General features: G+C 70.7%; 10 protein-coding genes and 1 pseudogene. 9 read left to right on the top strand and 2 right to left on the bottom strand.

Going from position 1 to position 20,484, the window contains the following annotated elements; genetic code table 11:
* The first annotated feature begins 192 nt into the window (after nucleotides 1-192).
* Both SSP29_RS30115 and SSP29_RS30110 read left to right on the top strand, forming a co-directional pair.
* Nucleotides 193-3,753, top strand: coding sequence for a choice-of-anchor D domain-containing protein (locus SSP29_RS30115; RefSeq protein ID WP_089103989.1), 3,561 nt, complete (start codon nucleotides 193-195; stop codon nucleotides 3,751-3,753).
* A gap of 85 nt (nucleotides 3,754-3,838) precedes the next feature.
* Complete coding sequence (locus tag SSP29_RS30110) at nucleotides 3,839-5,812, top strand: glycoside hydrolase family 99 protein (RefSeq protein ID WP_089103988.1); 1,974 nt, start codon at nucleotides 3,839-3,841, stop codon at nucleotides 5,810-5,812.
* Between the two features lie 22 nt (nucleotides 5,813-5,834).
* Here SSP29_RS30110 and SSP29_RS60105 read toward each other — a convergent pair whose 3' ends face one another.
* Nucleotides 5,835-7,562, bottom strand: coding sequence for a DUF7910 domain-containing protein (locus SSP29_RS60105; protein WP_150135180.1), 1,728 nt, complete (start codon nucleotides 7,560-7,562; stop codon nucleotides 5,835-5,837).
* 111 nt (nucleotides 7,563-7,673) lie between these two features.
* Between SSP29_RS60105 and SSP29_RS30100 the strand changes: the two genes are divergently transcribed.
* From SSP29_RS30100 to SSP29_RS30080, 5 genes and pseudogenes are all read left to right on the top strand, one after another.
* On the top strand, nucleotides 7,674-8,210 hold the full coding sequence (locus tag SSP29_RS30100; protein WP_089103987.1) for a GNAT family N-acetyltransferase: 537 nt from the start codon (nucleotides 7,674-7,676) through the stop codon (nucleotides 8,208-8,210).
* Nucleotides 8,211-8,295: 85 nt separating this feature from the next.
* A pseudogene (locus tag SSP29_RS56635) lies at nucleotides 8,296-8,772 on the top strand (GNAT family N-acetyltransferase).
* A 113-nt stretch (nucleotides 8,773-8,885) separates the two neighbouring features.
* Nucleotides 8,886-9,869: a hypothetical protein gene (locus SSP29_RS30090; protein WP_089103986.1), complete on the top strand. Its 984-nt coding sequence runs from the start codon at nucleotides 8,886-8,888 to the stop codon at nucleotides 9,867-9,869.
* A gap of 87 nt (nucleotides 9,870-9,956) precedes the next feature.
* Nucleotides 9,957-11,804: an HSP90 family protein gene (locus tag SSP29_RS30085; RefSeq protein ID WP_089103985.1), complete on the top strand. Its 1,848-nt coding sequence runs from the start codon at nucleotides 9,957-9,959 to the stop codon at nucleotides 11,802-11,804.
* Between the two features lie 2 nt (nucleotides 11,805-11,806).
* Nucleotides 11,807-14,815, top strand: coding sequence for a hypothetical protein (locus SSP29_RS30080; protein ID WP_089103984.1), 3,009 nt, complete (start codon nucleotides 11,807-11,809; stop codon nucleotides 14,813-14,815).
* 19 nt (nucleotides 14,816-14,834) lie between these two features.
* On the opposite strand, the gene SSP29_RS30075 is transcribed toward SSP29_RS30080, so the two are convergent.
* The gene (locus SSP29_RS30075; RefSeq protein ID WP_089103983.1) at nucleotides 14,835-16,046 is read right to left on the bottom strand and encodes a cytochrome P450; all 1,212 of its coding nucleotides are present in this window, start codon (nucleotides 16,044-16,046) and stop codon (nucleotides 14,835-14,837) included.
* Nucleotides 16,047-16,170: 124 nt separating this feature from the next.
* Between SSP29_RS30075 and SSP29_RS30070 the strand changes: the two genes are divergently transcribed.
* On the top strand, nucleotides 16,171-16,824 hold the full coding sequence (locus SSP29_RS30070) for a TetR/AcrR family transcriptional regulator (RefSeq protein ID WP_150135176.1): 654 nt from the start codon (nucleotides 16,171-16,173) through the stop codon (nucleotides 16,822-16,824).
* 358 nt (nucleotides 16,825-17,182) lie between these two features.
* On the top strand, nucleotides 17,183-20,455 hold the full coding sequence (locus SSP29_RS30065) for a lectin (protein WP_245883282.1): 3,273 nt from the start codon (nucleotides 17,183-17,185) through the stop codon (nucleotides 20,453-20,455).
* The last annotated feature ends 29 nt before the right edge of the window (nucleotides 20,456-20,484 follow it).

The raw sequence follows: 20,484 nt of genomic DNA, 5'->3' as shown, positions 1-20,484 counted from the left end.
CGGGCTGAATTTTTATTGTTGCAATGTTCTGTCTAGTTCTTGCGCGGCCCTGTCGAGGACATTACGGTCCCCCTCGCGTCATCAGCACCCCCTGCCTTCCCCCTGCCTTCCGTCTCCCCTTGCGCCACGTCCCTCCCTCTCTGGCGGTGTCAGCAGGGCATTTCCGGCATGTCCTGATGAAAGGAGTGGTAAGTGTTCCATTCCATCCGAGATCTGAGACGAGCCCTCGTCTGGGCGGTGAGCACCGCGATGGTGGCTGCCGTCGGCATCGTCGCTCTGGCCGTCCAACCCGCCTTTGCGGCGGCCGCCGCCACCGGCGGCAGCGGCGCGAGCCTGCCGTACGTCGAGGTGCAGGCGGAGAACTCCGCCACCAACGGCACGCCCATCGGACCGAGCTACACCCAGGGCCAGTTGGCCGACGAGGCGTCGTACCGCAAGGCGACGACGCTCCAGGGCACCGGCCAGTACGTCACGTTCACCACCCCGGTGGCGACCAACTCGATCAACTTCCGGTACAGCATCCCCGACACCTCGGGCGGCTCGGTCTACACCGCCGCGCTGTCCCTGTACATCAACGGCGTCAAGCAGCCCGACTTCACCCTGACCAACGCCTACAGCTGGTACTACGGCAGCTACCCCTTCACCAACACGCCGGGCAGCAACCCGCACCACTTCTTCGACGAGGCCCACCGCCTGTTCTCCACCACCTATCCGGCGGGCACGACCTTCAAGCTGCAGGTCGACTCGGGGGACACCGCCTCCTCGTACACCATCGACTTCGCCGACTTCGAACAGGTGGGCGCCGCCCTGACCGCACCCTCCGGGTCGGTGTCGGTGACCAGCAAGGGCGCCGACTCGACCGGTGTGAGTGACGCGACCAGCGCGTTCAACGCCGCGATCAGCGCGGCAGGACCCGGCGGCACCGTGTGGATCCCGCCGGGCACCTACAACATCCCCGGCCACATCAGCGTCAACAACGTCACGATCGCCGGCGCCGGCATGTGGTACTCGACCGTCACCGGCACGGCACCCGGCTTCTACGGCAACTCCGCGCCCTCGGCCAGCACCGGCGTGCACCTGCAGAACTTCGCCATCTTCGGCGATGTGCAGGAGCGCAACGACAGCGCCCAGGTCAACGGCATCGGCGGCGCGCTGAGCAACTCGACCGTGGCGGGCCTGTGGATCGACCACATGAAGGTCGGCGCCTGGATGGACGGGCCGATGGACGGGCTGACGTTCAGCGGCATGCGCATCCGCGACACCACCGCGGACGGCATCAACTTCCACGGCGCCGTCACCAACTCGAAGGTCACCAACAGCGACATCCGCAACACCGGCGACGACGGCATCGCCACCTGGGCGGACTCCGGTATCGGCGCCGACGCCAACGACACGATCTCCAACAACACCGTGTCACTGCAGATCCTCGCCAACGGCATCGCGATCTACGGCGGCCACGACAACACCGTCAGCGGCAACCGGGTGGTGGACAGCGGCATCACCCAGGGTGGCGGCATCCACGTGGGGCAACGTTTCTCCTCGACGCCGGTCGGCACCACCACCATCTCCGACAACACCATGGTCCGGGACGGCAGCCTCGACCCGAACTGGCAGTTCGGCGTGGGCGCGCTGTGGTTCGACGGCAGCCAGGGCGCGATCACCGGCCCGATCAACGTGACCAACGCGCTGATCCAGCAGAGCCCGTACGAGGCCGTCCAGTGGGTCGAGGGCACCATCAGCGGCGTCAACCTCGACAACGTGACCATCGCCGGCACCGGAACCTTCGCCCTGCAGGAACAGACCGGCGGCGCCGCGAAGTTCACCAACGTCACCGCCACCGGCGTCGGTTACTCCTCCCCGGTGTACAGCTGCTCGGTCGGGAGCTTCACGGTGACCGACGGCGGCGGCAACTCCGGTATCAGCGGCACGCCGTACTGCGGAGGGTGGCCGGCTCCGGTCTACCCGCCCTACCCGTCCGAAGGCGTGACGGCCACCCCCGGCGCGCTCAACTTCGGTTCGGTGCCGACCGGTTCGACGAGCGACGCGCAGACCGTGACGGTCTCCAACCCGATGAACACGGCCGCGTCCGTCTCGTCGATCTCGACCAGCGGCGACTACTCCCAGACCAACACCTGCGGCTCGTCGATCGCGGCGAACGGCTCCTGCACCGTCAGCGTGAGGTTCGCGCCGACGGCGACCGGCAGCCGCAGCGGCACGCTGACCGTCAACGCGGGCGGGGTCACCAACACGGTCACCCTCTCCGGCACCGGCACCGCGCCGGGCCCGGTCCTGAACACCGACCCGGCGAGCCTGGCCTTCGCCGCCACGGTGGTCGGCTCCTCGGCCGACACCCAGACGGTGAAGGTGACGAACTCGGGCACCACGTCGGCGACCGTCTCGGGCGTCGCGGCGACCGGCGACTTCAGCCAGACCAACAACTGCGCCACCCTCGCGGTCGGCGCGTCCTGCACGGTGACCGTCGGCTTCAAGCCCACCACGGGCGGCTCGCGCACCGGCAACCTGACCGTCACCAGCAACGCCAACAACAGCCCGACCGTCGTCTCCCTGACCGGCAGCGGCATCGACTCCACCACCGACATCGCCGCCGGGCGGCCGGCGACGGCGAGTTCGAGCAACAGCCCGTACGTCGCCTCGAACCTCACCGACCCGGACGCCTCGACGTACTGGGAGGGCACGAACGGCTCGTTCCCGCAGTGGGCCCAGGTCGACCTCGGCCAGAACTACAGCGTCGGCAAGGTCGTGCTCAAGCTCCCGCCGGCGACGGCGTGGTCGGCCCGTACGCAGACCCTGTCGGTGCAGGGGTCCACGGACGGCTCCAGCTTCTCCACGATCAAGGCGTCGGCCGGCTACACCTTCGACCCGAACGCCAACAACAACACGGTGACCATCACGTTCAGCGCCGCCACGGCGAGATACGTGCGGGTGAACATCACCGCCAACACGGGTTGGAACGCGGCCCAGTTGTCGGACTTCGAGGTGTTCCCCAGTGACGGCGGCTCCTCGAACGCGACCCTGTCGGCCAGCCCGACGTCGCTGACGTATGCCACCCAGGCGCTCAACACCGCCAGCAGCGCGCAGACGGTCACGGTGACCAACACCGGTACCGCGGCCGCGACCGTCTCCGGCATCACCGTCACGGGTGACTTCTCGCAGACCAACACCTGCGGTACGTCGATCGCAGCAGGGGCCTCCTGCACGGTGGCCGTCACGTTCACGCCCACCGCGTCCGGTACCCGCACCGGTGATCTCAGTGTCGCCAGCAACGCGTCGAACGGCACGACCACGGTCGCGCTGACCGGCACCGGGGCCGGCACGGTGAGCAGGAACCTGGCAGCGGGCGCGGCCACCACCGAGTCCAGCCACACCGACGTGTACCCGTCGTCGAACGTGACGGACGGCAACCAGGGTTCCTACTGGGAGAGCGCCAACAACGCCTTCCCGCAGTGGGTCCAGGTCGACCTCGGTTCCGCGCAGAGCGCCAGCCGCGTCGTCCTCCAGCTCCCCGCGACCTGGGGCGCCCGCAACCAGACGCTGTCCCTGTCGGGCAGCACCGACGGCTCCTCCTTCACCACCGTCAAGGCGTCGGCCACGTACACCTTCGACCCCACCACCAACAACACGGTCACCATCACGTTCACCGCGACCACCCAGCGGTACTTCCGGGTGAACATCACGGCGAACAACGGCTGGCCGGCCGGTCAGATCTCCGAGTTCCAGGTCTGGAACACCTGATCCGATCCGACGGTGCCGCCGGGCGCGAGCGTGAGCGCGCCCGGCGGCACCGGTCACCGAAGGCCACTCGACCAGAGGAGTCCAGATGGGTGTCACACGCAGAGTCTTCTTACGGGCCGCGATCGCGGCCACCGCGGTGGGAACCGTGGGCGCCACCGAGACCGTACTCGCGCAGACCGCGTCGGCGGCCAGTGCGCCGGGCGACGTCGTCGGCAAGATCAGCGTCGGCTACCAGGGCTGGTTCGCCTGCATCGGCGACGGCGCGCCCATCAACGGCTGGTGGCACTGGAGCCAGAACTGGGGCCAGTCGCCGTCCCCGACCAACACCAACATCAAGTGCTGGCCCGATGTACGTGACTTCACCAAGACGTACCAGACGTCGTACGCCGCCCTCGGCAACGGTCAGCCCGCCACGCTGTTCTCGTCGTACGACCAGCAGACGGTGAACACCCACTTCCTGTGGATGCAGCAGAACGGCATCGACACCGCCGCCCTGCAACGGTTCAACCCCACCGGCGGCGAGGGCCCCACCCGCGACGCCATGGCGACCAAGGTGCGCAGCGCGGCAGAGTCGTACGGGCGGAAGTTCTACATCATGTACGACGTCTCCAACTGGACGACCATGCAGTCCGAGATCAAGACGGACTGGACGAACAAGATGTCCGCGCACACCGCGTCCTCCGCCTACGCGAGGCAGAACGGGAAGCCGGTCGTCTGCATCTGGGGCTTCGGCTTCAACGACCCCAACCATCCCTTCACCGCTGACGCCTGCCTCGACGTCGTCAACTGGTTCAAGGGCCAGGGGTGTTACGTCATCGGTGGCGTCCCGCGCGAATGGCGGACGGGGACCGGGGGCTCGCAGCCCGGCTTCCTGGGTGTCTACCACGCCTTCAACATGATCTCGCCGTGGATGGTCGGCGCCATCGGGAACGTCACCGAGGCCGACAACGCGTACACCACATACACGGTCCCCGACCAGGCCGACTGCAACGCCAACGGCATCGACTACCAGCCCTGCGTGCTGCCCGGCGACGTCTCCGGCCGGCAGCGCGCGCACGGCGACTTCATGTGGCGGCAGTTCTACAACGTGGTCCGCGCCGGAGTGCAGGGCATCTACATCTCGATGTTCGACGAGTACAACGAGGGCAACCAGATCGCCAAGACCGCCGAGACCCAGGCATGGGTGCCCACCGACTCCGGATTCCTCGCCCTCGACGAGGACGGCACCGCCTGCTCCTCCGACTACTACCTTCGCCTGACGGGCGACGGCGGCCGCATGCTCAAGGGGCAGATCGCGCTGACCGCCACCCGCCCCACCCAGCCGGTCGTCCCCACCGGCGGCGACACCACACCGCCGGCCGCGCCGGGTGCCCTGACCGTCACCGGGCACACCGGCAACTCCGTCTCGCTGGCCTGGAACACGTCGACCGACAACGTCGGGGTGGCCGGATACCGCGTCCTGCAGGTGTCCGGCTCGACCAGCACCCAGGTGGGCACCACCGGCGCCGCCTCGTTCACCGTCACCGGACTCGGTGCGGCCACCGCGTACACCTTCGACGTCGTCGCCTACGACGCGGCGGGAAACGTGTCGCAGCCCTCCAACCAGGTCACCGTCACCACCGACCCCCCTTCCAGCACCACCAACCTCGCCCTGCACCGCCCCACCTCGGAGAGCAGCCACACCCAGGTCTACGCCTCGTCCAACGCGACCGACGGCGACACCAACACCTACTGGGAGTCGGCCAACAACGCCTTCCCGCAGTGGGTGCAGGTCGATCTCGGCGCTGCCACGGGCGTCAGACGGATCGTCCTCCACCTCCCCCCGGCAACCGCCTGGACCACCCGCACCCAGACCATCTCCGTCCAGGGCAGCACGGACGGCGGCACCTTCGCCCAACTGCTCGCCTCGGCGGGGTACACCTTCGACCCGGCGACCGGCAACACCGCGACCCTCACGCTCCCGTCCACCGCCACCACCCGCTACCTACGACTCACCTTCACGGCCAACAGCGGCTGGCCGGCCGGGCAGGTCTCGGAGTTCCAGGTCTTCGGAGCCTGATGCCCGGCCGTCCCGGACGCGCCTAGACCGTCGTCAGGTCGAACTGCTCCCAGGTCCCGATCGCGGTGCGGTTGGCGATGAGCGGGTCGGCGCCGCCGTTCTCGGCGGTCACGTACTTGCCGTCGGCGGCGGCCAGCAGACTGACGGTGCCGTTGGAGTTCTTCACCAGCTGGAAGGTCTCGTAGCTGCCGATGGCCGTACGGTTGGCGATCAGCGCGGACGCGCCCGCGTCGTCCGCGCAGACGATCCGGCCGTTGGCGCGTGAACGCAGCGCGATGTTGCCGTTGCCCAGGTCGATCTGGTCGAACCTCTCCCAGGTGCCGGCCGAGTCCCGGTTGGCGATCAGGGCGGAGGCGCCCGCGTTCTCGGCCGTCACGTACTTGCCGTTGGCCCGTGCCTTCAGGGTGACGGTGGCGGTGGCGGGGGTGCCGGCCGAGGTGCCGTTGACGTAGGGGGTGGTGGGGCGGGTGGCGGTCAGGGCGAGGTCGCCCTTGAGCATGCGGCCGCCGTCGCCGGTGAGGCGCAGATAGTAGTCGGCGGAGCAGGCGGTGCCGTCCTCGTCGAGGGCGAGCAGGCCCGCGTCGGTGGGGACCCATGCCTGGGACTCGGCGGTCTTGGCGATCTGGTTCCCCTCGTTGTACTCGTCGTACATGGAGATGTAGATGCCCTGCACTCCGGCCCGGACCATGTTGTAGAACTGCCGCCACATGAAGTCGCCGTGTGCGCGCTGGCGTTCGGCGACGTCACCGGGCAGGACGCACGGCTGGTAGTCGATGCCGTGGGAGGCGCAGTCCGCGACGTCGGGGACGGTCGCGTTGGTGTAGAAGTTGTCCGCGTCGGAGGAGGTGCCGATCCGGCCGACCAGCCACGGCGAGATCATGTCGAGTGCGTGGTAGACGTCCGAGAAGCCCGAGCGGGAGTCGCCGGTACCGGTCCGCCACCAGGTCGGTACTCCGCCGATGACGTAACAGCCCTGGTTCTTGAACCAGTTGATGACGTCGAGGCAGGCGTCCGCGCTGAACGCGTGCTTGTCGTCGTTGAATCCGAAGCCCCAGATGCAGACGACCGGCTTGCCGTTCTGCGTCGCGTACGCCGAACTGGCCGTGTGCGCGGACATCTTGTTCGTCCAGTCGGTCTTGATCTCCGACTGCATGTTCGTCCAGCCGCTGACGTCGTACATGATGTAGAACTTCCGGCCGTAGGCCTCGGCCGCGGAGCGTACCTTCTGCGCCATGTCGTCCCGCGTCGGGCCCTCGCCGCCGGTGGGGTTGAAGCGCTGGAGGGCGGCGGTGTCGATGCCGTACTGCTGCATCCACAGGAAGTGGGTGTTCACGGTCTGCTGGTCGTAGGAGGAGAACAGGCCAGGGGCGCGGCCGTTGCCGAAGTTCGCGAAGGCGGTCGGGTACGTCTTGGTGTAGTCGCGGATGTCCGGCCAGGCCTTGATGCCGTTGTTGGAGGGGGAGGGGGTGGAGGCGCTGTTGGGGGCCCAGTGCCACCAGGCGTTGATCGGCGCGCCGTCGCCCTTGCAGGCGAACCAGCCCTGGTAGCCGACGGTGACCTTGCCCACGACGTCACCGACGGCGCTGGTGTTCGCATCGGCCGCCGAGGCGAAGCGGCGGACGCCGAACGTGCCGAGTGCCGCGAGCGCGGTGCCGCCCGCCGTGGCGCCGAGCAGCTTGCGGCGCGTCCAGGTCGGAGCGCGGTGGGAGAGGGGCACGGAGGGCTCCGGGGTGGGAGAGAAGGTGTCCATATGAAGGGAGGGTCCGCCGCCGGCGCCGCCGTAACAGAAACCGCGCGAGATTCTTTCCTTGGCCGGGGGGACTGCTTGGTCCGTGGTCGGCGGAGAGATCATCATGTGGGAATGTCTGAGAACCAGTCCTCCGTGGCACCGACTGTGGTGCGGCTGCCCCGGTACACGAAGGCCGACCAGGAGGAGATCCTCGGCACCGGCGATGATCCCTTCGGTGTCGCCTCGACGGGTCTGACCTGGCTGCCGAAAGAAGACCACTTCGGCATCAGACACGACGACCGGCTCGTGGCCCACGCCGGCCTGCTGCGACTGCCTGTCGCGATCGACGGTGCCGGGACAGAGGTGGTGGGCGTCGGCGGGGTGGCCGTCGCACCCCGCATGCAAGGGCGGGGGCTGGCGCGGCGCGTCGTCACAGCCGCACTGGAGCACGCCCGCACGATGGGTCCTCGGCACGCCCTCCTGTTCTGCCGGCCTCCCCTGGTGCCGCTCTACCGGCGCCTCGGATGGCATCCGCTCGACAGGGACGTACTGGTCGAACAACCCGAAGGCCGTCTGGTCACCATGCCACTGCGGACCATGGTGACCCCCCTGCACGACGACGCCCGCTGGCCCTCTGGGACGGTGCGGCTGTTCTCGCTCCCCATGTGACGGGCTGCGACGGGCCGTTGCAGCGACTGCCTCGGCCGGGTCGGCGGCGGGTTCTATGCTCGGACGCGTGATCGAGACCGAGTGACTGCTCCTGCGGCCTCTGCATGTGTCCGACGTGGACGTCTTTGTCGAACTCCATGCGGACCCGCAGGTCAACCGTTTTGTCGGGTCCTGCTCGCGGCAACAGGCGCTGGAGCGGCTCACCGCGATCGAGCGGCAGTGGACCGAGCGAGGCCATGGCCTGTGCGCGATCGAGCTGAAGTCGAGTGGGGAGTTCATCGGCCGGAGCGGTCTGTAGTACTGGGAGCAGTTCGATGAGGTGGAACTGGGGTGGACCCTTCGAGCGGACCACTGGGGTCACGGGTATGCGACCGAGGCCGCTCAAGCGTGCCTGGAGTGGGGGTTCGCCACGCTCGACGACGCCTATTTCACGGCTCTCATACGGCCGGGCAACGAGGCGTCGGCCAGGGTGGCCGAGCGCCTGGGGTTCGCGCCGCGCCGAGAGGACCTTCTGCGGGGCAACCCGGTCACGGTGTACGCCGTGGACCGTCCGGCCCCTTGAGGACACTGCCGGAAGTCATCGGAAGGCCACCGGTGAAAACCCTGTGCGGCGATGTCGGTGGGGCCGCTTATGCTGCACCGGAATGATCACGCGGGACCTGGGGAGGGCGCGGCATGTTCGGCAAGCTGTTCGGCAGAGGCGGGGAGAGACCGGCGGCGGATCCGCATGCCCTGCCCGCGCCGCGCCGGCAGAACGGGGTGTACAAGCTGCAGTTCCTCGGGGACACCCGGGTCATGGCGCTGGTGGTGGCGGCGGAGTCGGGGGACTGGGACGCGGTCAAGATGGCGTCGGCCCACTTCGATCTCGGCCGCGACCACCAGGTGCTGGGTGAACTGTCCGACGTGGACGGGCTGGAGGAGTGGATCGGCCGGGCCGTCGAGGAGGACGAGGAGCACCGGGCGACGGCCCTGCTCATATCCGGGGCGCGCCACATCAGCTGGGGCTGGGAGGCGCGCACCTCCGCGCGTGCCTCGAACGTCTCGCAGGAACAGTGGCGCATCTTCCACGAGCGGCTCCACATCGCCGAGGAGCACCTGCTCGAAGCCGCCGAGCTGCGGCCGGAGTGGATCACGCCGTGGCGCCGCCTGCTCACCTCGGGCCGTGGCATGTCGCTGGGCACCCCCGTCAACGAGGCACGGCTCGACGCCGCCCTGCGCCGCGACCCGCTGGACCTGGAGACCCACATCGAGTGGGTGTCGCACCTCCAGCCGCGCTGGCACGGTGAGCCGGGCCAGGCCCTGGAGTTCGCGCGCAAGGCGTTCGCCGACGCTCCCGACGGCCATCGCCTCGGCTGCGCGGTCGCCATGGCCCACATCGAGGACTGGGTGGAGTCGGACGACAAGAACTGTCTCGACACCCCCGAGATCCAGGGCGAGTTGAAGGACGCGGCCAAGCGCAGCATCCTCCACCCCGACTACGAGCGGTGCCCGGGCTGGCAGGAGGACTTCAACATCTTCGCCATGGCCCTGTCGCTGGCCTCCGAGTCCGTCGTGGCCCCGCGCGTCTACCACGAGCTGGACGGCGCCTTCACCCGGTGGCCCTGGACCTACATGGCGCAGCCGGAGAAGGCGTACGCCCGCTTCCGGCGCCGCTCCTGAGCCGACGGCCGCCGTCACCGGTGTCTCGCACACCGCCCGGCACGTCTCTTCCCGCCACCCGTCGACCACCCCACCCCGGACGCCTTGATGACCCTGCCCCACACCCCCGCGAGCCCGGCCGGCGCCGACCGCACCTTCCAGGTGGACCTGCGCGGCCTCGTCGACCTCCTCTCCCACCACCTCTACTCCAGCCCCCGCGTCTACCTGCGCGAACTCCTGCAGAACGCGGTGGACGCGCTGACCGCGCGGCACGGCCTCGAACCCGGCGCCCCCGCCGACGCGTTCGGCATCCGCCTGTACGCCGACGGTTCGGTGGTCCGGGTGGAGGACGACGGCGTCGGTCTCACCGAGGCCGACGTGCACACCTTCCTTGCCACCATCGGCCGCAGCAGCAAGCGGGCCGAGCAGGTCGCCGAGCAACGCGCGGACTTCATCGGCCAGTTCGGCATCGGGCTGCTCTCCTGCTTCCTGGTCGCCGACGAGATTCACGTCGTCAGCCGCTCCGCCCGCACCCCGGACGCCCCCGCCGTGGAGTGGCGGGGCCGTGGCGACGGCAGCTACACCGTCCGCACCCTGCCCGCCGCCGCCCGCCCGCGCCCCGGCACCACCGTCACCCTCACGCCCCGCGCCGACGCGGGCGAGTGGACCCGGCCGGCCCAAGTGCACGCGCTGGCCCGGCACTTCGGCTCCCTCTTGCGCCACCCGGTGACCTTCGACGACGGCACCGGCGGCCCCGGCGCGGCCGTCAATCCCGAGCCCGCACCCTGGGCGCGTACCTACCCCACACCGGGCGCACGCTCCCGCGCGCTGGCCGCGTACGGCGAGGAGGTCTTCGGGTTCACCCCGCTGGACACCATCGACCTCGACCTGCCGGCAGTGGGCCTCAAGGGCATCGCGTGCGTGCTCCCCGACGCGGTGCCCGCCGGGCGCCGCCACGGCCACCGCGTGCACGTCAAGGGCATGCTGCTGTCCGAGCAGGCCGAGGAGATCCTGCCCGAGTGGGCGTTCTTCGTCCGCTGCGTCCTCGACGCCGAGAGCCTGCGCCCGACCGCGTCCCGTGAGTCCCTGTACGAGGACGACACCCTCGCCGCGGTCCGCGACGCCCTCGCCGAACGGCTCCGCGCCTGGATCGCCCGGACCGCCGCCAGCGACCCCGACCTCCTCGGCCGCTTCCTCCAGACCCACCACCTGGCCGTCAAGTCGCTGGCCGTGCACGACGACGAGATCCTGCGGATGCTCCTGCCATGGCTGCCGTTCGAGACCACCGACGGACACGCCACCCTGGACGAGTTCGCGCGCACCCACCGCACCGTCCTCGTGACCGCCAGCGTGGAGGAGTTCCGGCAGGTGGCGGCGATCGCCGCGGCCGCCGGGCTCGGCGTCGTCAACGGCGGCTACACCTACGACCGTGAACTCGTCCACCGGCTGCCGGAGATCAGGCCCGAGGTCAGCGTCGCCGACCTCGACCCCGGCACCCTCACCGCCCACCTCGACCCCGTCGACCGGGAGACGGAGCTCGCCGCCGCGGCCTACCTCGCCCAGGCCCGTGACGCCCTCGGGGTCTTCGACTGCGACGTCGCGCTGCGCACCTTCCAGCCCGCCTCCGCCCCCGCCCTCCTCCTCGACAGCCGCGAGGCCCGGCACGAGCGCACGCGCTCCCAGCTCGCCCGCGAGCAGCAGGGCGGCGTGTGGGGCGACATCCTCGGCCACCTCCGCCAGGAGGCCCCGCGAGCCCAGCTGATCCTCAACCAGCTCAACCCGCTGGTCCGCACCGCGGTCACCATCGACGAGCCCGAACTGGCCCGCACCAGCGCCGAAGCCCTCTACGGGCAGGCCGCGATGCTGTCCCGCCGCCCGCTCAGGCCCGCCGAGTCGAGCCTCATCAACCGCTCCTTCCTCGACCTCCTCGCCCACGCCCTCCGCAAGGACAGCTGACGATGCCGACCGCACCCCATCCCCAGAACACGGACGAGCTGTACCAGGCGCTCCAGGAGAACGACCGGCGCCCCTACGGCCGTACCCGCACCGTCACCGCCGAGGAACTGGTCGACGCCGCCGAGCAGTTCGCGGAGCCCCGCCCGCTCGTGCACGCGCTCCTCGCACTCCAGAAGGCGTACAACTACGGCTCCGAGCCCAGGAAGTCGCCCGTCGTCTTCGCCCGGGTGCTCACCCTCTTCGACGAGCAGCCCGACGTCTTCGACGAGCGGCTGCGGCACACCCTGTTCTGGCGGTTCAAGTGGGTCGCCAACGCCCTGCTCGCCCTGCCCGAGATACCCCTGGCCAGCCTGCGCCAGTGGCTCACCGAGATGCGTGACCGGTACGAGAAGGCCGATCTCGGACTCCAGCCCTACTACGGACAGGCGTACCACCTCGCCGCCCACGTCGGCGAGGACACCGACCTGGCCTACGAGCTGTGGGCGGGACGGACCCGCACCCGGCTCAGCGACTGCGAGGCCTGCGAGATCTGCGAGCGTGCCCTGCACCACCTCGCGGCGGGCGACGACGAGCGGGCGCTGCGCACCTGGGAGACCGTGCTGGCCGGGAAGGAGTCCTGCCAGGAGGAGCCCGCCCGCTCCGTCTCCTACGCGCTGCTCCCCCTGCTGCGCACCGGCGGCGCCGACCGGGCCCGCGAACTGCACCTCGCCGGCTACCGCGCCTGCCGCCGCAACCCCTCAATGTCCGGCGAGGTCGGCCGGCACCTGGAGTTCTGCGCGCTCACCGGCAACGAGGCCCGCGGCCTGGAACTCCTCGCCGAGAACCGGAACCTGTTCGACGAGGTCGAATCGCCGCTGGACCTGCTCGGCTTCCTCACCGGCGTGGAGGTCCTCCTCCAGCGCGTCGAGCTCCTGGGCCACGGCGACCTGCCCGCCGCCGGATACGCGGGCCGCGTCTGGACGGTGGCCGGCCTGCGCGCCGAGGTCCGCGGCCGCGCCGACGACCTCGCCGCCCGCTTCGACGCCCGCAACGGCACCACGGCCCACACCGGCCGGCGCCGGGCCCGCCTCGACCGTGCCCCGCTCCTGGACGCACTCGAACTGACCCTGCGCACCCGCGGCCTCGACGACGTGACCCCGGCGGCCGCCCCCGCCTCCGCGCCCACTCCCGCGTCCGCCGCCGTCCCCGAGTCCCTTCCCGAACTCATCACGCGGGCGCGGGAGTCGGAAGAACAGGGGCATCCGGACGCGACGGCCTGCTGGGCACGGCTGCGCACGCTCGTCGCCGCCCCCGGCTATGCCCACCCCGACGACCCGGCCGTGGGACCACTGGTACGGCTGCGCGCGGACCTGCTGGAGGACGAGGCGAGCCGGGCGGGACAGAAGGACGAGTTCGACGCGTCCGCCGCCCTGTACGAGGAGGCCGCGGGCGCGTACGACGAGGCCGGAGCGCCGCAGCACGCGGCGCTCGCCCGCGCCTGCGCCCTGCTTGCCGGCGCCCAGGTCGCCCCGCAGGACGTCGACGGGGCCGAGGGCGCAGACGGGGCCGAGGGCGTCGACGGGGCCGAGGCCGAGGCCGCCGACGGCGCCGAGGCGAAGGCCGCCACGCTGGCCGCCGCCCACGCGGCCCTCGTCCGCCTGCACGAGGAGACGCCCGGCCTGGCCCCGTTCCAGGAGGCCCGTCTGCTGCGGCTGCGCACGTCCGCGCTCGGCCTGCGGCTACAGACGTCGACGAACGAGGAGGACATCGCGCCGGTCTTCGCCGAGCTGGACCTGATGCTCGCCTTCGCCACCCGGCACGACATCGCCGGGCAGATCTCCACCGCCCACCTGCTGCGGGCCAGCTCGTACGCGATCGTCGGCGATCTGCCCGCCGCCGTCACGGAGACCGACGCCCTCCTCGACCGGCTGAAGGCGCACGGCCCGGCCTGGCACCTGCCCCGCACACTCGGCCTGCGCGGCAAGATCCGGCTCGGGCTCAAGGACGCCCAGGCCGCGCACGCGGACCTGGCCGAGGCGGTTCGCCTGGCCGCCGAATGGCCCGCCGACACGGTCGACACGGCCGGCCTCCACGGCGATCTGGCCAGGACCTGCATGCGCCTGGGCCGCCCCGACGAGGCGCTGCGGCACCTGACGCGCTCCGCGGAACTGGAACTGCGCCACGGCAGCCGGTTCGACGCGTTCTGCACCTACAGCAACGCGGCGCAGCTCAGCCTCGACCTGGGCCGGATCGAGGACTGCATCGCGCTCCTCGACTCCCTCCTGGCCGAACCGGACGTAGCCGCCGGGGAGCTGGACGACCGGCTCGTCGCCCAGCTGCGCCTGGCCCGCGCCCGCGCGCTGCACGCGGGGGAGGACCTCAAGGCGGCGACGGCGGAGTTCGCCGCCCTCGCGGCCGAGTCGGCGGGCTGGGACGACGACCCGGGGAGCCATGCCATGATCGCCGCGGAGACCGCCGTACTCCTGGCCGAGTCCGGCGAGTTCGGCCGGGCCCGCGAGGCCGCGGACCAGGCTCTCGCCGCGCACGCCCGGGAGCCGCGCTACGAGCAGCTCAGCAACTGCCTGCGCGAACTCGCCCGCCTCCAGGCCGAGCGGCAGGGCGCCGAGGGCCTCGCAGACGCCCTCGCGCTGCTCGCCGACGCCGGCCGGATCGCCGACGAGGCCCGCACCGCGGGGTACGAGTCCCGCGGCCGCGACCTGGACAGTGCCCTGGCCTACGAACACGGGCGGGTCAACGCCTACGCCAGTGAGTACGAGACCGCCCTGACCGCCCTGGACAAGGCGCTCACCCTCCTCGGCGAACCCGAACCCGACTCCCACGACAGGGACCACGTCGGCGAGTGGGCCGAGTGCGTCCGGCTCGCGGCCGTCGTGGAGGGCCGCTACCTGGAACGCCCCGCACCCGCCCTGGCCCGCCTCGACGGGGCGGTATCCCGCCTCACCGCCCTGGGCCACACCGAGGAGACCGAGCCGCTGACCTCCCTGGCGGCCCGGCTGCGCGACGAGGGGTGACCCGACGGGCGCGCCGCCCTCACCAGGTCACGGGCAGCTCGCTGACCCCGCCGGTGAGGGTGGTGCGCACCTTGAGCTCGTCGACGTCCTTGGCCAGCCGCAGCCCGGGCAGGCGCTCGGCCAGGGCGGCGAAGACGATGCGCAGCTCCGTGCGGGCCAGGCTCGCTCCGATGCAGAAGTGCGAGCCGTGGCCGAATCCGAGATGGCCCCGTTCCGGACGGTCGGGGTCGAACGTCTCGGCGTCGGTATAGACGGCCGCGTCGCGGTTGGCCGAGTTGACGGAGAGGATCACGGCGTCGCCGCTCCGGATGGTGACCCCGGCGACGTCGACGTCGGTGTGGGCGTAACGCAGCAGACCGAGGTCGCCGGGCGCGCCCAGGCGCATGATCTCCTCGACGGTGGCGTTGACCCGGCCGGCGGGGTCGGCGGTCAGCGCCCGCCACTGGCCGGGGCGGGTCAGCAGGAAGAGCGTGCCCAGCCCGATGCGGTTGACGGTGGTCTCGTGCCCGGCGAACAGCAGCCCCACGCAGAGCCTGATCATCTCGGCGTAGTCGAAGTCCGCGTCGGCGCTCTGCGCGCGTACGAGGTCGGAGATGACGTCCTCGCCCGGCCGGGCGCGCTTGGCCTCGGCGAGGGTGGTCATGTAGTCGTTGAACTCGTCCCGCGCCCGTTCGGCTTCGTCCCCGATGGCGTAGTCGGCCATGCGTCCCGACAGCGAGGCGAAGTACTCGCGGTCGCTCTCGGGCGCGCCGAGCAGTCGGCAGATGACGGCGACCGGCACCGGGAAGGCCAGCCCGGCATGCAGGTCGACCACCCCGTCGGGGGCGGCGTCCCGCTCGGCCTGCAGCCGGTCGACACAGCCGTCGACCAGGTGCCGTACATGATCGGAGAGCATCACCATGCGCTTGGCGGAGAAGGCCGGGGTCAGCAGCCGGCGCATCCGGGTGTGGTCGGCCTCCTCGGTGGCGTAGTCGCCCGAAGGACCCTCCTGCACGGCGGCGGTCGTGATGCGGGACGCCCGTTCCGGCTCGGGATGGGAGCGGCAGAGCCGCTTGTCGCCGAGGAGCTCGCGCACCTCGTCGAAACGGGTGACCAGCCAGGCCGGATCCCCGGCTGGCGTGGTGACCGGCGTGATCGGCGCCTCGCGGCGCAGCACCTCGTACAGAGGCGCGAGATCGAGCACGTTCGGCCGTGCGAAGGGCAGTCGTGAACGCTCGGCGGCACCGTTCATGGTCCTCCTCCTGGACCTCGGAACGCGATCTTCCGGCACTTCGACCGTAACACTTTATTGTCAGTGACTGCCAATAACCTTTTCGGCCAGTCGCCCCGCGGCCCCGGCGTGATTGGATCGCCCGATGGAGGACGTGACGGTGGACAGTGGCCCGATGGCGCCCCGCCGGGGACGGCCCCCGGTGAGCGACCGGCAACGGCAACGCCGGCGCCTCGACATCTCCCGCCATGCGGTCCGGCTGTTCGCCGAACAGGGAGTGGCCGCCACCTCCGGCGGACAGATAGCGCGGGCGGCCGGAGTCTCGGAGCGCACGCTGTGGCGCTGGTTCCCCAGCAAGGAAAGCTGTGTGGAGCCGCTGCTCACCCAGTCGGTCGCGGCCTTCCAGGAGGTCCTGCACGCCTGGCCGCCCGAGGCCGACCTGACGGAGCATCTGCGCGCCGCCTACCGGCCCGCCCCCGACGCGTCGTCCGCCGGGGACGCCGAGGCGGTGCTCACCGTGATCCGGATGACCCGCGACGAACCCGCGCTGCGCGCCCTCTACCTGGTGCTCCGGGAGCGAGCGGAGGAGACGTTCGCCGAGGTGCTCGCCGGACGCGCGGGCGGGTCCGCCGACCTGCTCGACGTCCGTATGCGGGCCGCCACCATGAGCGCCGTGCTCAAGGTGGCGACCGATGATCTCGCCCGGGCCGTGGCCGAGAAGGGCATCACCCCCGAGGCGCTGCGTCGGCACCGCGAACAGCTCGCCGACGCGCTGAGCCACGTCACCCGGGGGCTGTAGGGCCGCGCGGGGCCGTTGCCGAGTGGGCGTAACTCCCATAAGGAAACCGGGCGTTGATCCCGGCGTGGCCCACTCTTTGAACTTCGCGCGCAGAAAGTCCTGTTGGCCTCGTTGACATGCCGCAAGCACAGGCGTTTCACTCAACACTCGTGTATGGCAACGTTGTCAGGCCGTGGGAGCGCGACCCGATCCGTTGCCCGTCGCCTGGCTTTCCGGCGCTTCCCGACGCGCCGACACCTGATGTGCGAAGCACGAACTGCTGCGGAGGCAACCGATGGTGAGACCCCGACGTTCAGCCGCACCACCCCCCACCAGAGCAGGATTCCGCGGGCGCCTTGCCGTGGTCTGCGTCCTGGGCATGGCAGCCCTGCCGCTCTCGACGGCCGGCAGCGCCCATGCCGCGAGCACCGCGAGGCCGGCCCTCGTGACCGACCCCGCGTCCCTCGTCAACCCCCTCATCGGCACCTCCGGTGCGGTGGACACCTTCCCCGGCCCCGACATGCCGGCCGGCATGGTGCAGTGGGGCCCCGACACGACGCCGAACCGCCCCGACGGCGGCGGCTACGAGTACGCGGACACGAAGCTCTCCGGCTTCAGCCTCACCCACGTCTCGGGACCGGGCTGCCCGGTCGCGGGCGACCTGCCCGTCCTGCCGGTGACCGGCGCTCTGTCGGGCGACCTCGGCAGCACCTCGGTCGGTTTCAGCCACAGCGACGAGAAGGCCGGCATCGGCTCCTACAAGGTCACCGACGCCAACGGGGTCACCACCGAGCTGACCGACACCACCCGCGCCGGTCTCGGCGCCTTCGCCTTCCCGGCGGGACAGCAGGCGAACCTGCTGTTCAAGCTCAGCGGGGGAGCCACCCAGGTGGACGGCACCCGCGTCCAGGTGGTGAACAGCAAGGAGATCAGCGGCGCGATCGACAGCGGCCACTTCTGCGGCGCGAGCAACCGGTACACGCTGCACTTCGACATCAAGTTCGACCGGCCGTTCACCGCGAGCGGCACCTGGGTCGGCGGCGCCATCACCCCCGACGCCAGGTCGCTGAAGGCGGGCAAGGTCCAGCAGGCCCCGCAGAAGTCCACGTCGAAGCCGCTGAAGGAGAAGCACTTCACCGTCCCCGCGAAGCCGGCCCCGACGGTCCACGGGAGCGCCGCCAAGGCGAGCAAGGCCGCCCAGCCGCCCACCACCGGCGCGAACGGCATGTACCTCACCTTCGACACCTCCGCGAACCGCACGGTGACGGCGAAGGTCGGCATCTCGTACACGAGTGACGCCAACGCGGCGAAAAACCTCGGCACGGAGATCAAGAACTGGAACGTCGGCGCCGTCGAGAAGGCCAACCACGACGCCTGGAACGCGGTGCTGAAGAAGATCAAGGTGGGCGGCGGAACCGCCGACCAGCAGACGCAGTTCTACACCGCGCTCTACCACGCCCTGCTGCACCCGAACGTCTTCTCGGACGACAACGGCCAGTACATGGGCATGGACAACCAGATCCACAAGCTGGCCAAGGGCCAGAAGGCCCAGTACGCCAACTACTCGGGCTGGGACACCTACCGCTCCCAGACCCAGCTGATGGCGCTGGCCGAGCCCAAGGTCGCCAGTGACGTCGTCACGTCCATGCTCAACGGCTACGACCAGACGGGCCTGCTGCCCAAGTGGGCCTCGAACAACGGCGAGAGCTATGTGATGGTCGGTGACCCGGCCGCCGGCATCATCACCGACGCGTACGCTTTCGGCGCCACGGACTTCGACACGGCCAAGGCGCTGGCCGCCCTCCAGCACGAGGCCGCCGTCCCGAACAACGACCGCCCCGGCGAGTCGGTCCGGGACGCCAAGGGCTACCTCCCGCTGGACGAGAACGACTACAACTGCTGCAACTTCTACGGCCCGGTCTCCACCCAGCTGGAGTACGACTCCGCCGACTACGCCCTCGCCGCCTTCGCGAAGTCGCTGGGCAAGACGGCCGTCTACGAGAAGTTCGCCACCCGTGCCCAGGACTGGATGAACGTCTTCAACCCGCAGACCGGTTACCTCCAGGCCAGGAACAAGGACGGCCAGTTCGCGACCGGTTTCACCCCCGGCACCTCCAACGGATTCGTGGAGGGCACCTCCGCCCAGTACACCCCCATGGTCCCGTTCAACCTGCAGGAGCTCATCCAGGCCCGCGGCGGCACCAAGGCGTACTCGTCCTACCTGGACAGTCTCCTCGACGACATCACCGGCCCTGGCAGCACCGACGCCGACCTGAGCAACGAGCCCAGCGTCGAGATCCCCTGGGAGTACGACTACACGGGCCAGCCGTGGAAGACCCAGGCGGCCGTCCGCGACGCCCAGCAGAACCTGTACTTCAACGCGCCCGTCGGCTCCTTCGGCAACGACGACCTCGGCGCGATGAGCTCCTGGTACGTCTGGTCCGAGCTCGGCATGTACCCGGAGACCCCGGGCACGGACACCCTGGTGCTCGGCAGCCCGGCGTTCCCGGCGGCCCAGGTGACCCTCGGCAACGGAAAGACCGTGAAGATCAACGCACCGCAGGCCGCGCCCGACGCGCCGTACGTGCAGTCACTGAACGTCAAGGGCAAGGCGTGGAACGCCTCCTGGCTGACGTACCGGCAGTTCAAGGGTGCGGGCACGCTCGACTACACGCTCGGCACCCAGCCGAACACCTCCTGGGCGTCCGGCCCGTCGGCGGTGCCGCCGTCGGACACCACGGGCGGCGGCCGGGTGCTGGCGGCGACCGGTCCCGCCAACGGCCTGGTCCTCCAGCCGGGCACCGGCGGTGACGGCACCCTCGATGTGACCAACCTCGGCAGCAAGGCCGTCACGGTCGACTGGACGGCGACGGCGCCCTCCGGCGTCACGCCCGACACCGCGTCCGGCTCGCTGACGGTGCCCGCCTCCGGCAGCGCCGAGGCGAAGGTCCACGTGACGGCGGGCGCGACCGAGGGAACGTACCCGGTCACCTTCGCCCTCACCGACCACAGCACCGGTACGGCACTGTCCGGGGCGGCGCTCCGGGTGGCCGTCGCCAAGCCCGGCGCGCTGTGGCCGTACGCCACCAACGAGGGCATCTACCCCGACGGCGCCGGCTACTCGGGCGGCTTCGACGGCGGCGGCTGGGCCTACTCGCAGAACGCGCTGGCGGCGGCCGGCGTCACGAGCGGCTCCACCCTCACGGTCGACGGTATCTCCTACACCTGGCCGACGGTGACCTCCGGTCAGCTCGACAACCTGGAGATGGCCGGCCAGACCCTCCCGATGCCGGCCGGCACCTCGGGGGCGTCGCTGGGCCTGCTGGGCGCGGCGGTCAACGCGCCGACCGACGGCAGCGGGGTCTCGGGCACGCTGACCGTCACCTACACCGACGGCACCACCTCCCAGGCGACGGTCGGCTTCTCGGACTGGACGCTCAACGGCGGACCGAGCAAGCCGCTGCCGGGTGACACGACGGCCGTCACCACCGCCTACCGGAACACCGGGAGCGGGGGCCGGGACGGCGTGAAGACCTATGTCTTCGCCACGAAGGTCCCGCTGGATCCGTCCAAGCAGGTGGCGTCGGTGACGCTGCCGGTGACCGGCTCCTCGGGCACCGACCACCTGTTCGCCTACGGCTTCGGCCAGTAAGGCGTACGGCAGCACGTATGAGGGAGGGG

This window comes from Streptomyces hyaluromycini, from assembly GCF_002217755.1.
GTDB lineage: Bacteria > Actinomycetota > Actinomycetes > Streptomycetales > Streptomycetaceae > Streptomyces > Streptomyces hyaluromycini.
Note: the sequence above shows the minus strand (reverse complement) of the source record. Positions and strands in the feature narration are given on the sequence as shown.

Excerpts from the sequence above, each read along its gene's own strand:
- SSP29_RS30065 (WP_245883282.1), top strand. The coding sequence starts at position 17,183 with ATGGCAGCCCTGCCGCTCTCGACGGCCGGCAGCGCCCATGCCGCGAGC.
- SSP29_RS30090 (WP_089103986.1), top strand. The coding sequence starts at position 8,886 with ATGTTCGGCAAGCTGTTCGGCAGAGGCGGGGAGAGACCGGCGGCGGAT.
- SSP29_RS60105 (WP_150135180.1), bottom strand. The coding sequence starts at position 7,562 with ATGGACACCTTCTCTCCCACCCCGGAGCCCTCCGTGCCCCTCTCCCAC.
- SSP29_RS30080 (WP_089103984.1), top strand. The coding sequence starts at position 11,807 with ATGCCGACCGCACCCCATCCCCAGAACACGGACGAGCTGTACCAGGCG.
- SSP29_RS30070 (WP_150135176.1), top strand. The coding sequence starts at position 16,171 with ATGGAGGACGTGACGGTGGACAGTGGCCCGATGGCGCCCCGCCGGGGA.
- SSP29_RS30085 (WP_089103985.1), top strand. The coding sequence starts at position 9,957 with ATGACCCTGCCCCACACCCCCGCGAGCCCGGCCGGCGCCGACCGCACC.
- SSP29_RS30110 (WP_089103988.1), top strand. The coding sequence starts at position 3,839 with ATGGGTGTCACACGCAGAGTCTTCTTACGGGCCGCGATCGCGGCCACC.
- SSP29_RS30075 (WP_089103983.1), bottom strand. The coding sequence starts at position 16,046 with ATGAACGGTGCCGCCGAGCGTTCACGACTGCCCTTCGCACGGCCGAAC.
- SSP29_RS30100 (WP_089103987.1), top strand. The coding sequence starts at position 7,674 with ATGTCTGAGAACCAGTCCTCCGTGGCACCGACTGTGGTGCGGCTGCCC.